Here is a 14,799-nt window from a genome sequence, read left to right on the forward strand (position 1 = left end):
ATGATGCCAAAATATGGGGAGATATATGTTAGACAATAGAAATAAACAACTGAGTATATATTGTAGATGGTTAGGAATATATATGTTGTTTGTGATTTTAGGTGCAATGAGTTTCGGGACTTTAGGTTCTTTGTTAAAAATAATAGGTTTTATTCCTGTTGCCATTTGGTTAATACAAAAGCATCGGTTTTATACCAACCGAATCATTTTTTTTTCAATATTATTTGTGATATGGAGCTCAATATCATTTTTTTGGTCAATTAATACATCTTCCAGTTTTTCACGTGCTATTACACAATTATCTTTTTTATTAATGCTGATGTCTGTTGCGGGATATTATTACAGGGCTGATGAAGTTATTTATCTGAAGAAATGTATGATATGGTCGTCTAGATTGACAGCAGTTATCGTAATGTTTACAGGAACTTACGCGCAGAGTAGATTGCTTCTATCCGGTATAATTAGCGAGAATCCTAATTACTTATGTGCATATTTTCTCTTTGCTTTAGCAAATGCAACGGTGAATATTCTTTCGACACAGTCAGAATTATATCAAAAAATCATAGCAATCATAGAGATTGCAGTATATATTTACATAACTTTTGCAACTGGCTCAAGAGGGGGACTTCTCTCGTTAGTGATAGCATCAGTATTTATTGTGTTGTTTTATAAAGATAGTCAAGAAATTAAGGGAATTTCTATCATAAAAAAGATAGGGATTATATTATTGGCAGCGGGAATTTATGGAGTGGTCATATCATATATGCCATCAGAAATTGCGAGACGATTCACGGAGGATGCGCTGATAAATTCAAATAATGGAAGTGGGAGGTATTTATTATGGGAAGACTCGATTAATGCCTTTAGAAAGTCAGGGATTACACGTAAGTTAATTGGATATGGAGCGGAAACATCAAGAAATATTTCTTATTTGTTTGATTTTAGAATACACAATGTAATTCATAACATTTTTATAGAATATTTAGTAGAAATAGGGATTGTCGGACTTAGCTTATATGTTTTGCATATTTTATGTTTTGTTATTTCAAGTATAAGGTCTAAAGACATTTTTTGCTTGTCTATTTTATTTGGAATGATAGTTTTATCGGTTTCATCATCAATCTATGCTTTTAAACCATATTGGAATATTATGATTCTTACATTATGTATGGTACGTAAATCTAATCAAATAGATAATGAAGGACACTGAATTAGTAGGAAGGGGTATTATGTGTGGCATATGCGGTTACATTTCAAAAAGGGAAATAGATTTGCAGCAGTTAATTGCAATGAATGATACTATGTATCATCGAGGGCCAGATGATTGTGGAGCTGAGATATTTGAGGGCAATTCAGGCTATTCGTTGGGATTAGCTCAGCGGCGGTTATCTATTTTAGATTTAAGTGAATTGGGGCATCAACCAATGTACTCATCTGATAAAAGGGTTTCTTTGGTTTTTAATGGCGAAATTTACAATTATATGGAACTTAGGAGTGAATTGAATGAATATGATTTTATATCATCTTGTGATACGGAAGTAATTATTGCAGCTTACTTGAAATGGGGAATTTCTTGTATAAATAGATTAAATGGAATGTTTGCTATTGCATTGTATGATAAAAAATCTGATACGTTGTTTTTGGTTAGAGATAGGATGGGGGAAAAGCCGCTTTACTATTGGCTTGATAATGATAATATTGTGTTTGCATCAGAATGTAAAGCTATCATGCAGTATCCTGGGTTTAAAAAGGAAGTAAATATTAAAGTATTAAAAAAATATTTATGTAATGAATACATTAATTCACCAGAGACAATATTTGAAAATGTGTTTCAATTGGAACCAGGCTGTATTTTGAGTTTTCATGGTGGTGATATTAATAAGAACAAGTATTGGGATGTAATTGAAATGTATCATCAAAAATCCGTAAATCTAATTACTAATTTTGATGAGGCGAAATCACAGTTATCACTTATATTGACTGACGCTGTAAAAAAAAGAATGATTTCGGACGTTCCGCTCGGTACCTTTTTAAGTGGTGGATTTGATTCTACATTAGTAGCAGCTATTGCACAGTCTATGTCTCAAAAGCCAATAAAAACATTTACAATAGGATTTGATTCGGCGGAATACAATGAGGCCATATATGCTAAAGAGGTCGCTGCGTACCTAGGAACAGCTCACACAGAACTTTATATTTCGGAACAGGACATGTTGGATTTGGTAGAGACCATTCCTGAGTTTTACGATGAACCATTTGCTGACCCTTCTGAAATACCTACAATGCTAGTCTCCATGCTTGCAAAAAGAGATGTCACAGTTGCCCTGTCAGGAGATGGTGGAGATGAGTTGTTTTGTGGGTATCAACGTTATATAAGAGTGAAGCAGGCGCAGCAATTGGATTTTGCAGGTGCGCTTGTCAATGGTATATGTAATATTCCTATTTTAAGACAAATGGATATTCTAAATAAAATACCTAATAGAGTTAAAACTATTGCATTAAATAGAGAAAAAAGTAAAAGATGTCAAATACATATTACCAATTCGGTCGGTATTGTTAACCAGATGCTGCCTGATAGTTCTGAAGATTGTAAATATGATGAAAGCAGATATTATCATAAAGATTGGCAGCAAGAATGTATGCTTTTAGACCAAGAAACGTATTTGCCAAGCTTGTTATGCAAGATGGATAGGGCATCCATGAAGTATTCATTGGAGTGCAGATGTCCGTTACTGGATTATCGAGTAGTTGAGTTGTCTTATCAAATACCCCATGTATTTAAGTATACTAGTAATTCGGGTGGAAAAAGAATTCTTAAAGAATTAACTTACAATTATGTTCCAAAGAGAATAATGGATAGGCCTAAACATGGTTTTGGTGCCCCGGTTGAAAAATGGTTGAAAGGTGTGTTAAAAGAATCTTTGTTGGAATACAGTGAAGAAAAATATTTGAGAAAGCAGGGGATATTTGAACCTTCATATACAAATAGATTTATACAAGCATATATTGATAATAGTGGTGCGAATTTAACAAATGTTGTTTGGTCTTTCTTCATTTTTCAGAAGTGGTATCAATATTATATAAACTAATAATGAAATGATATATGAGAGTACAGAGAGGTGAAAAATGACACGTAATAAAACAAAAATCCTATGTGTTCTATATGATAATTTCGGCTTGGGCGGTGTGCAGACCGTGTTTATGAATATTGTCCGCAACTTATATAGTTACTATCATTTTGACTTTGTCCTTTTTGAAAATACATACGGTGTATATGAGGATGAAATTAAATCATATGGATGTAATTTGTTTTATATACCACATTATACAGGAAAAATAGCTTTTCGCAAAAGAGCTGATTTTTATTTACGCGGTATGTCTATCTATATAAACATAAAAGAGATAATTAGACTAAATGGACCATACAGTGTTATTCATTGTAACAAGGCTCTTGAAAGTGGGCTGTGTGTAAAGGCTGCAGAAAAACAGAAGGTACCTATACGTATTGTACACAGCCATACAAATTATAAACCAGCCGCATTTCCACGTTCACTATGGGAAAAATATTATCGCAGATTGATAAGTAAATATTCTACAAATAATATAGGATGTTCAAAGGAGGCATGTTTATCTTTGTTTCAAAACTTATCAAGTAAAGTTGTGTATAATCCTTACGATGATAAGAAGTATGTATTTAGCCCTTTAAATCAACTGAATAAAAAACTTATTTTGACACAAATAGGGAGTTATAGTGATAATAAAAATCAGGTATTTTCTATCAGGGTATTGAACCAGATTCTTCATAAAGGTCAAAATGCAGAATTACGTTTAATTGGGTTCGACCCGGTAAATTATGGAAAAAGGATTAAAGAAGAAATAAAAAAATACCACCTTGAAGATAAAGTGATATTATTGCCGGGCAAAACGGATATACCTTCTGTACTTAAAGAGACAAATGCCTGCTTATTTCCTTCGCGACATGAGGGATTTGGTATTGTCATGATAGAGGCACAAGCCATGGGCATAAAATGTTATGCTTCGGATACTGTTCCTAATAGTATTAATGTTGGAGGAGTTTCTTTTATAGCTCTTGATGATGGAGAAGGTAAGTGGGCAGATTACATTGTTAAAGATTATAAGAGAACTGAAGGAGCACATGTGAAATATGATTGTTCGGCATTTTCTGCCTCAGCAGTAATGCAAGAATTTCAAAGCTTGTATCAAGGTAAATAAGTAGGAGAAGTGTGAATGAATAAAATAAAAGAAATAATTAAAAATCCAGAATTAATTGAACAATTTCTGCTATCTAAGTTTTTTTATTGTCCTTTTTCTAAAAATTGGATTCCAGATAGAACATATTTAAAAATAGCATATAAAGTAAAAATTGGAAGGAAGTTAAATTTAAAAAATCCAAAGGCTTTCACGGAAAAAGTACAATGGCTGAAATTATATGATAGGTGTTCTAAGTATACGATGATGGTTGATAAATATGCTGTAAAAAAGTACGTATCAGAAAAAATAGGTAAGGAATATGTAATACCTCTTTTAGGAGGACCATGGAAGCACTTTGATGAAATTGATTTTGATATACTTCCGGACCAGTTCGTCTTGAAAACCACACATGACAGCGGAGGAATTGTTATCTGTAAAGATAAATCTAATTTTAATAAAGAGCATGCAAAACAGTTATTAACAGAACATTTAAGCGGTTGCCATTGGAAAAAGTGGAGGGAATGGGCATATAAAAATGTTGAGCCACAGATTATTGCTGAAACATATATGAAAGATTATTCAGTTGAGATAGGAAAAAATGAAGAACAACTTACAGATTATAAAATCTTTTGTTTTAATGGCGACCCCAAATTGTTATTTATTGCTACAGATCGATTTTCTGATGAAGAAACTAAATTTGATTTTTTTGATATGGATTATCATCATCTTCCATTTATGAATGGTCATCCAAATGCGAATCCAGTTCCTAAAATTCCAAAATCTATTGAGTTAATGAAAGATTTGGCGAAAAAGTTATCACAAGGAATACCGCAATGCCGCGTTGATTTCTACAATATAGGCGGAAAAGTATATTTTGGTGAAATTACGATGTATCATTATGCAGGATTAACAGCAATAGAGCCATATGAATGGGATATCAAAATAGGCGAAATGTTGGAGCTGCCTTAGTTTGATGATTGAAAATATAAAAAATAATCGAAGATAGCAATAGGCGGTGGAAGCATGAGTAAAAGAGTTGTACGATTAATTAGAATTATTTTCTTTTTTATGAAACTGTTTACGTCGAGAATTTGTGCAATAGTTTTATCAGTATTTTATGAGAGATATAGAGATGTGTGGATTTTAGCGGAACGTGGGGATGATGCCAGGGATAATGGTTTCTTTTTCTATAAATTCTTAAAATTGAAGCATCCCGAGATAAATAGTTATTATGTCATTACAATTGAATCTTCAGATTTTAAAAAAGTAGATGAAATCGGTAACTGTTTGAAATACAACTCCTTTAAGCATTTTGTTTTTTTGAATTTAGCAAAGATACGATTAAGCTCTAGTATGTGGGGCGGAGACTTGCCTTATGCAGATTATTTTTTTAAACTAAGAAAAATTGTGTCATGTAAAGCAAAATTTATTTTTTTAAAACATGGAATAGTAAAAGATTATTTGCCTCAACATTGTGTGTGCAATGCAAAACCTGATATATATATATGTGGTGCAAAGCCTGAGTATGAATATGTGCTAAAGAATTTTGGGTATACAAAAGATGTAGTGAAATATACAGGATTAGCACGTTTTGATAATCTCCATAATTCTATAACTAAAAATCAAATATTAATTATGCCGACATTTAGAAGATGGTTGCAGGGGGAAAGACAAGAGGATATTTCTAAAAGTGAATTTGTAAGAACCTGGAATAATATCTTAAATGATAAAAAACTTGAGGGTTTATTAGAAGAGAAGGGGATAGAGTTGATTTTTTATCCTCACTACATATTACAGAAACAGATAGATGTTTTCTCGGCTGATTCAAAACACGTAGTTATTGCAAAATTTAAAGAATATGATGTACAACAGTTACTTATTGAATCGAAATTACTTATTACTGATTTTTCCAGTGTTTTCTTTGATTTTGGATATATGGGCAAGCCCATAATTTATTATCAATTTGACCGGAAAAGATATATTTCCGAACACTATGATTATACAAAAGGTTATTTTGATTATGATAACATGGGATTTGGAGATGTTATACAAAATCATGATGAATGCATTGCATTGATTAGAAATTTAATAAGTGACGATTTTCAAATGGACGATAAATATAAACAACGGATACAATCTTTTTTTCCATTGCATGATATGAGAAATTGTGAACGAATTTTTAATTGTATTATGCGTTTGGAAAAAAAATATGAGGGAAAATATGAATGAGAAGGGACTTGTTAAATACTGTTATAATAATATATCTTCAAAAGAGTGGATTGAATTTTTAAATCAATCACCGCATGAGAATTATAATAGGTTAGATATCCTAAAAGAGGAGAATGTGTTGTGTATACCAGATTGTGGCAGAGTTGGAAACGGATTTAGCGGGGGATTATTCACGAAAGGGGGAATGCCAATTGAATCCTCTTTTCAGAGAGAGGGTTTAAAAACTTCTTTTCAACTATTAAAACTTTTGACGAATGAGGGTATAAAATATAAAGATGAAGATGTTGTATATCTTGGTCAGTATCGAAACCAGTGGGGCAGCTTTTTAGTTGATTCAATTTCCAGACTTTGGTTTGCCTTGAAAGACTCCAAAAAGTATAAATATGTTTTTCTTGCAACACAGGAAAGCCTTGGGGGAATTCATAAGAATGCTTTTGAATTATTAAACCTTTTGGGTATAAAAAAAGAACAAATTATATATTTAACAGAGCCAACACAATTTAAATCAGTTATTATTCCAGACATGTCTTATATTCCAATGGGAACATATAAGAGAAAATGTTGTTGGCATAGAGAATATTTGGAGGTTATCAGAAAAGTGGTATCTGCTGTTCCTGATTGTATTTTAGAAGAGACATATGAAAAGATATACTTTTCACGTGGTAGATTTTCCAAAAAACAAAAGTCTGATTATGGAGAAGAACTTATTGCGCATATGATGAGGAAGAATGGCTTTTTTGTAGTCTATCCTGAGGAACATACGCTGCAGGAACAGATTGCTATGGTTAATAAATGTAAAATATTTGCAAGCGTTGGTGGCTCATGTGCACACAATATTATTTTTTCTCAGACAAAGCCTAAAATAATTTTGTTTAATCGGATGAATGGATACCAATGGCATCAATGGATGCTGGATGAAATGGCAGGGGTTGAACCTATTACATATGTAGATGGTTATTGCGAACCTTATAAAATGTTCTATAAAACGGATATTCGCGGGCCTTTTTTATTTTGGGTTAATTCTAATATGAAAAAGTTTGCAAAAGAAAATGGATTTGATATGTCTAGTGTAAATGGATTAAAGATGCAATTACACAAATGTGAGATACTTACACGTTATTCGTTGCGTATAATTCACTTGCAATTATACAAATTTAAAAGAGGTTTTTATAATGAATTTTGAGCGTACAAAAAACAGTACCAGAACATTGTTATTTGGTCTTCTCAATAGACTTATAACAATTATATTGCCATTTGTTACTAGGACAATGATTATATATAAATTAGGGACAGAATATGCTGGTATTAGTAGTCTGTTTACATCTATTCTTTCGGTGTTAAGTATCTCAGAATTAGGAATTGGAACAGCAATTATTTTTTGCTTGTATGAACCTGTGGCTCAAGATGCTAAAGAAGAGATTAGAGCTTTGTTGGCTTTACTTAGAAAATTATACTGGATAATAGGCAGTATAATATTGATTTTAGGAATCATGATATTGCCTTTCTTGAAGTGCTTCATTAACGCTGATTATCCTGCAGATACGAATATATATTTTTTGTTCATGATTTATTTGCTAAATGCCTCCATTTCATATTTAACGAGTTCATACAAAAGTGTCCTTTTCAATGTATATCAACGAGGTGATATTGTTCATAATATCAACTCTGTTTCTGAAATATTTAAATATATTATGCAGATTGTGCTGCTGCTTGCTTTTGGGGATTATTATAGCTATGTCTTAATGTTATTGCTATCGACTATGCTTGTAAATATCTTAACGGGAATTATAAGCAGAAAAAAATATCCGGATTTATATCCTGCAGGAAAAGTATCTGAGAAAACAAAAAAAATTATTCAAAAAAAGGTTGTATATTTAGCAGCACATTCGGTGACATCCAAATTAGTAAATTCGGCAGATAATATTATCATATCTTCCTTTATAGGATTATCGGTCCTTGGAATCTACGGAAATTATAATTATATTTCTACATCATTGATAGGATTAATACTAATAGTGTACGGTTCGGTACGCGCAGCTGTTGGAAATAGTATTTATACCAAGTCTCAAGAAGAAAATTTGAGGATGTTTAATGCTTTGTGGTCGATTGGAATATGGGTTTCGACATGGTGTTCGATAACGATGTTTTGTTTATATCAACCTTTTATGAAATTGTGGGTCGGAAACAATAATACTCTTTCAATATTTACAGTCTTGTTTATCGTACTCTTTTTTCACTCAAATTCCTGTAATCAGTTTTTTACCAGTACCTATATTAGTGTGTCAGGATTGTGGAATAAAACTATTGGGAGACAAGTGATTGTTGCTTTAACTAATCTTATTCTAGATGTTCTGTTAGCAAAACATTTTGGTGTGAGTGGAATTGTCTTTGCATCCTTTATTACTACAATTTTGATATCATATCCATTTGATATTTTTATAACTTATAAATATATATTAAAGGAAAAAGCAAGTATTGGATTTAAAAAAGCTGGGATTAACTATATTTTATTATTTACATTGGGTGGGGTGTGTTATACCGTATGTTGCTTCATTCATGGAAACGATATACTAATTCTTAGTTTACGTTTATTTGTATGCATTATAATTCCTAACAGTATTTATTTTATTCTGTGTAGAAAATCAGATGAGTTTCAATATTTGTTGGAACATTTAAGAATGGTAGTAAGAAGATAGACGAATCAAACATGTATATTGATTTCAATAAATTAATAGGACTAAGTAAATATATTAAATTAATGATATTTTAATGTACGTTTGATAATAAATGTAAATGGATGGAAAGATTATGAATAGTTTAGATTACGACCGAAAACGCTATATTGAATGTAATAATGCTATGCCAAAATTTCAAAAATATTACAGAAAATCGCAAAGTTCAACAAATATGTTAATACACAGTATATACCGGCTTATTTTTTCGTGGTTTAAAACCAGAAATCATATTGATTTATTTTATGGTACGCGGATTGGTGAGGGATTATATATAGGACATCCATATTGTATATCAATCAATCCGGAGGCTATTCTTGGGAAAAATGTAAACATACATAAAGGAGTTACCATCGGACAGGAAAATAGAGGCGCACGAGAGGGATCGCCAATTATCGGGGACGAAGTGTGGATTGGAGTAAATGCTACAATTGTTGGGGGAATAAAAATAGGAAATAACGTATTAATTGCGCCTAATACATTTGTGAATTGTAATATACCAGATAATTCAATTGTATTTGGAAATCCGTGTATTATTAAAAATGATTCGAATGCTACATATGGATATATTAATAACAAAGTCTAAAGTTTATTTGGTTACTCGTTTGCACATTTAGTTTGATTTACTAAAGTGAAAGAAGGCAGTATGTATGAAATATGATTTTGAGTTGAAACAAAAAACAATTTTAGTGACTGGTGCGGCTGGATTTATCGGAGCGAGTCTTATCCTCGAACTATTTAGAACACAACCATCAGTAAAAATTGTTGGTATTGATAATTTGAATGATTACTACGATGTGAGCATCAAGAAATGGAGATTAGATGAAATTGAAAAGATATCAAGAAAACATCCAGAGAGCAGTTGGACTTTTGTTCAGGAGAGTATTGCCAATAAAAAAATGGTTGATATAATTTTTACGATACATAAGCCGGATATTGTAGTTAACATGGCGGCGCAGGCGGGGGTAAGATACAGCATTACGAATCCGGATACGTATATCGAAAGCAATCTAATTGGTTTCTACAATATTCTGGAGGCCTGCCGTCATTCTTATGATAATGGTGTAGACGGAGTGAAGCATCTTGTTTATGCATCTTCATCGTCGGTATATGGCTCAAATAAAAACGTTCCATATTCAACTAGTGATAAAGTAGATAATCCTGTATCTCTTTATGCCGCGACTAAGAAATCTAATGAGTTACTGGCACATGCATATAGTAAGCTCTATAATATTCCATCTACGGGTCTACGCTTTTTTACTGTATACGGTCCTGCAGGCCGTCCGGATATGGCATATTTCGGATTTACTAATAAGCTTCGTAATAACGAGACAATACGGATTTTTAATTATGGAAACTGCAAGCGTGATTTCACTTATGTGGATGATATTGTAGAGGGAGTAAAAAGAGTAATGCAGGAACCACCGGAAAAGAAAACAGGAGAAGATGGGCTTCCGATTCCGCCATATGCAGTGTATAATATTGGAAATAGCAGTCCGGAAAATTTATTAGACTTTGTGATGATTCTGCAGGAAGAATTGATTCGGGCCGAAGTTTTACCCGCAGATTATGATTTTGAAAGTCATAAATTGTTGGTTCCAATGCAGCCGGGTGATGTAGCGGTTACTTATGCTGATACGTCTCCTTTTGAAAAAAAATTTGGATTTAAGCCACGTACAAGTCTAAGATATGGGTTAAGACGATTTTCCCAATGGTATAAAGACTTTTATGATGTGTAAGCATAGTTCTATATGTTTTAAAAGTTTTGTTTATTCAAAATATAATGGATTTCTATGTAAATAAAAAACTCAATAAATATTTTTTCAGATATAGAGATTCACGAATAAGATTGTCGTTTTTTGTATAACAGTCTATACACTAGTCCACAATAAAAGAAAATTTCCAAAGGAGGTACCATGTACCGCTTCCGCAAATATTTATACGTTTTTCTATTCCTTCTTTCCATAGCTGTTATCCTGTATGCCACATTGTACCGTGAATCAGGGCAGGGAGACATAAGGCTCCAGCTTTTCTGGACCATTAAACGTGCCTGGAGAGACCATTCCGGCTATTATTGGTATCTGATTTTGGGTAATATCGCTCTGTTTATGCCGTTTGGTTTCTTTTTAACTGCGATTCTTCGGAAACCGGACTGGAAGAAAACAGCTCTTACGGGCTTTGCCTTTTCGGCTGCAATAGAGGTCACTCAGGTCCTGCTGGATAAAGGCTTAGGAGAGCTGGATGATGTGCTGCACAATACATGGGGGAGCCTGATGGGATATTGTGCTGCAGTGATACTGGGATTTCTGTTTGGACGGAAGAAAAAACGGTATGAAGGAAATGTGAAGGGGGCAAGCCTGTTCTTTGGAATGACGATTTTAACCTTTGCCATATTAATATTGTACAACAGTCCTGACTGGAACTTACATCTGCACAGGCGGGTATAGAAGGGCTTACACTCTAAAAAACACTTGACAAATCCCACAATAATTATTATGCTTGATAATTATAAATCAAAGCAAACAAAACGGTAATGAGGAAGAGGAGTACATCATAAGAACCATCAGAGAGGGCAGCTCACTGGCTGAAAGGCGGCCCGGGCAGAGTATGGTGGAAGGTAGCTTCTGAACTGGAGCAGTGAAGGATGAAACAGAAGGTTTGGCAGGCGGATATTTATGTGCTGTCACCATCCAAAGATACATTCTGCGTAGCTGTTTCCGACCGGCCTGCGTTAAAGGCCCAATGAGATTGCCGGACATCCGGCAAAACAAAGGTGGTACCGCGGATACTCCGCCCTTTGCCTTCCCTCAACGGGATTGGCAAAGGGCTTTTTATTTTTCCGGCATGCAGGACCCTGATGCCATGGATTGCGCACCACCAGCTCAATCACAAAAACCATCTATCCAAAAAGGAGAACAAACCATGAAGGAACTGGAGAAAACCTACAACCCGGCGGACATCGAAGACCGCCTGTACCAGAAGTGGCTGGACGGAAAGTATTTCCACGCAGAGGTAAACCGCAGCAAGAAACCATTTACCATTGTGATGCCGCCGCCAAACATTACGGGACAGCTGCACATGGGCCATGCCCTGGACAATACCATGCAGGATATTCTGATTCGCTATAAGAGGATGCAGGGCTATGAGGCGCTGTGGCAGCCGGGCACGGACCATGCCGCCATTGCCACCGAGGTCAAGGTGATTGACAAGCTTAAGAAGGAAGGCGTTGACAAGGCAGACCTGGGACGGGACGGTTTCCTTAAGGAGTGCTGGAAGTGGAGAGATGAGTACGGAACCAGAATCGTGAAACAGCTTCATAAGCTGGGCTCCTCCGCTGACTGGGACAGGGAGCGTTTCACCATGGATAAGGGATGCTCTGACGCGGTACTGGAGGTTTTTGTCAAGCTGTATGAAAAAGGCTACATCTATAAGGGCTCCAGAATCATCAACTGGTGTCCTGTTTGCCAGACCTCTATCTCTGATGCAGAGGTGGAGCATGTGGAGCAGAACGGCTTCTTCTGGCACATCAATTACCCTGTGGTGGGAGAGCCTGGACGTTTCGTGGAGATAGCCACCACCAGGCCGGAAACCATGCTGGGAGACACCGCAGTGGCAGTGAACCCGGAGGACGAGCGCTATCAGGACATTGTGGGCAAGATGCTGAAGCTGCCCCTGACAGACCGCGAGATTCCTGTTATTGCAGACCCGTATGTGGACAAGGAATTTGGAACAGGCTGCGTTAAAATCACACCGGCCCATGACCCCAATGACTTTGAGGTGGGCAAGCGCCACAACCTGGAAGAAATCATTATCTTAAATGACGATGCAACGGTAAATGTTCCGGGCCCGTATTTTGGTATGGACCGCTATGAGGCCAGGAAGGCCATTGTGGCTGATTTGGAGGCTCAGGGCCTGCTGGTCAAGGTGGTTCCCCACTCCCACAACGTGGGTACCCATGACCGCTGCAAGACCACGGTAGAGCCCATGGTAAAGCAGCAGTGGTTTGTAAAGATGGAGGAGATGGCAAAGCCGGCCATTGAGGCCCTTAAGAACGGCAGTCTTACCTTTGTTCCTGAGAGCTTTGGAAAGACATATCTCCACTGGCTGGAAGGAATCCGCGACTGGTGTATTTCCAGACAGCTGTGGTGGGGCCACAGGATTCCTGCCTATTACTGCCAGGACTGCGGAGAAATCATTGTATCCAAGGAAGCGCCATGCGCCTGCCCCAAGTGCGGCTGCACCTCATTAAATCAGGATGAGGATACCCTGGATACCTGGTTCTCATCCGCCCTCTGGCCCTTCTCCACCCTGGGCTGGCCTGAGAAGACAGAGGACCTGGATTATTTCTATCCCACGGATGTGCTGGTGACCGGATACGACATCATTTTCTTCTGGGTTATCCGTATGGTGTTCTCCGGCCTGGAGCAGACCGGAAGGCTTCCCTTCCACACCGTGCTGATTCACGGCCTGGTAAGGGATTCCGAGGGACGGAAGATGAGCAAGTCCCTGGGCAATGGCATTGACCCCCTGGAAGTCATTGACAAGTACGGCGCTGACGCCCTGCGCATGACCCTGATTACAGGCAATGCACCCGGCAATGACATGCGCTTCTACTGGGAGCGCGTGGAAAACAGCCGCAACTTTGCAAATAAGGTATGGAATGCTTCACGCTTTATTATGATGAACATTGAGAAGGCGGGTGAATCGGGCGACGTGGCGCCGGAACGCCTTACCATGGCTGACAAATGGATTGTGTCCAAGGTAAATACCCTTACAAGGGAAGTGACTGAAAATCTGGACAAATATGAGCTGGGAATCGCCCTTCAGAAGGTTTATGATTTTATTTGGGAAGAATTTTGCGATTGGTATATTGAAATGGTGAAGCCAAGGCTGTACAATGAAGATGACGATACTAAGGCAGCCGCTATCTGGACGCTTAAGCAGGTGCTGATTCAGGCTCTGAAGCTGCTTCATCCGTTCATGCCCTTTATTTCAGAGGAGATTTTCTGCAACCTTCAGGAAGAGGAGGAGACTATCATGGTTTCCCAGTGGCCGGTTTACAGGGATGACTGGAAGTTTGCAGGGGAAGAACAGTCCACGGAAACCATCAAGGAGGCTGTGAGAGCCATCAGAGGCGTGCGTTCAGCCATGAACGTTCCGCCCAGCAAGAAGGCTACTGTCTATGTGGTGTCAGAGGATGAAACGCTGCTGCAGATATTTGAGTACAGCAGAAGCTTCTTTGCCTCCCTGGGATACGCAGGCGAGGTAATCCTTCAGAAGGATAAGGAAGGAATTGCCGACGATGCTGTCTCTGCAGTGATTCACAAGGCAGTGATTTATATGCCCTTTGCCGACCTGGTGGATATTGATAAGGAGATAGAGCGTTTAAAGGGCGAAGAGAAACGTCTGGCAGGAGAACTGGCCCGTTCCAGAGGTATGCTGGGCAATGAGAAGTTTGTAAGCAGAGCGCCGGAGGCAAAGATTGCCGAGGAGCGCGCAAAGCTTGAAAAATATGAACAGATGATGGAGCAGGTGAAGATACGTCTGGCACAGCTTCAGTGATGAACCAGGAGAAGGCTCAGGATAATGGGACAGGCGGCAGAAACTGCCTGTCCGCAGGAAAATG

General features: G+C 36.8%; 11 protein-coding genes. All 11 read left to right on the forward strand.

Annotated features, from left to right (window positions below; genetic code table 11):
- The first annotated feature begins 25 nt into the window (after window positions 1-25).
- The 11 genes from I2H39_RS12490 (at window position 26) to I2H39_RS12540 (ending at window position 14,735) form a co-directional block, all read left to right on the forward strand.
- A complete protein-coding gene (locus I2H39_RS12490; RefSeq protein ID WP_195626609.1) occupies window positions 26-1,210 on the forward strand; it encodes an O-antigen ligase family protein in 1,185 nt (394 codons plus the stop codon).
- A 19-nt stretch (window positions 1,211-1,229) separates the two neighbouring features.
- Window positions 1,230-3,089: an asparagine synthase (glutamine-hydrolyzing) gene (gene asnB, locus I2H39_RS12495; RefSeq protein ID WP_195626610.1), complete on the forward strand. Its 1,860-nt coding sequence runs from the start codon at window positions 1,230-1,232 to the stop codon at window positions 3,087-3,089.
- A 37-nt stretch (window positions 3,090-3,126) separates the two neighbouring features.
- Complete coding sequence (locus I2H39_RS12500) at window positions 3,127-4,233, forward strand: glycosyltransferase (protein ID WP_195626611.1); 1,107 nt, start codon at window positions 3,127-3,129, stop codon at window positions 4,231-4,233.
- Between the two features lie 15 nt (window positions 4,234-4,248).
- Window positions 4,249-5,181, forward strand: coding sequence for an ATP-grasp fold amidoligase family protein (locus I2H39_RS12505; RefSeq protein WP_195626612.1), 933 nt, complete (start codon window positions 4,249-4,251; stop codon window positions 5,179-5,181).
- 54 nt (window positions 5,182-5,235) lie between these two features.
- Entirely contained in the window at window positions 5,236-6,441 is a 1,206-nt protein-coding gene (locus I2H39_RS12510; RefSeq protein ID WP_195626613.1) for a CDP-glycerol glycerophosphotransferase family protein, read from the forward strand.
- Window positions 6,434-7,624, forward strand: a complete 1,191-nt coding sequence (locus I2H39_RS12515; protein WP_195626614.1) for a glycosyltransferase family 61 protein — start codon at window positions 6,434-6,436, stop codon at window positions 7,622-7,624. Before I2H39_RS12510 ends, I2H39_RS12515 begins: the two co-directional genes overlap by 8 nt.
- The gene (locus I2H39_RS12520) at window positions 7,614-9,137 is read left to right on the forward strand and encodes an oligosaccharide flippase family protein (protein ID WP_195626615.1); all 1,524 of its coding nucleotides are present in this window, start codon (window positions 7,614-7,616) and stop codon (window positions 9,135-9,137) included. The genes I2H39_RS12515 and I2H39_RS12520 overlap by 11 nt, the downstream gene beginning before the upstream one ends.
- Before the next feature lie 112 nt (window positions 9,138-9,249).
- Window positions 9,250-9,759, forward strand: coding sequence for a serine acetyltransferase (locus tag I2H39_RS12525; protein ID WP_227146312.1), 510 nt, complete (start codon window positions 9,250-9,252; stop codon window positions 9,757-9,759).
- Between the two features lie 64 nt (window positions 9,760-9,823).
- Complete coding sequence (locus I2H39_RS12530) at window positions 9,824-10,912, forward strand: NAD-dependent epimerase/dehydratase family protein (RefSeq protein WP_275892407.1); 1,089 nt, start codon at window positions 9,824-9,826, stop codon at window positions 10,910-10,912.
- Between the two features lie 177 nt (window positions 10,913-11,089).
- Window positions 11,090-11,620, forward strand: coding sequence for a VanZ family protein (locus tag I2H39_RS12535; RefSeq protein WP_195626616.1), 531 nt, complete (start codon window positions 11,090-11,092; stop codon window positions 11,618-11,620).
- Between the two features lie 475 nt (window positions 11,621-12,095).
- Window positions 12,096-14,735 carry a valine--tRNA ligase gene (locus tag I2H39_RS12540; RefSeq protein WP_195626617.1) on the forward strand — a complete coding sequence of 880 codons (2,640 nt, stop codon included), beginning with the start codon at window positions 12,096-12,098 and terminating at the stop codon, window positions 14,733-14,735.
- The last annotated feature ends 64 nt before the right edge of the window (window positions 14,736-14,799 follow it).

This window comes from Clostridium sp. 1001283B150225_161107_B6 (assembly GCF_015556325.1).
Classification (GTDB): Bacteria; Bacillota; Clostridia; order Lachnospirales; family Lachnospiraceae; genus Enterocloster.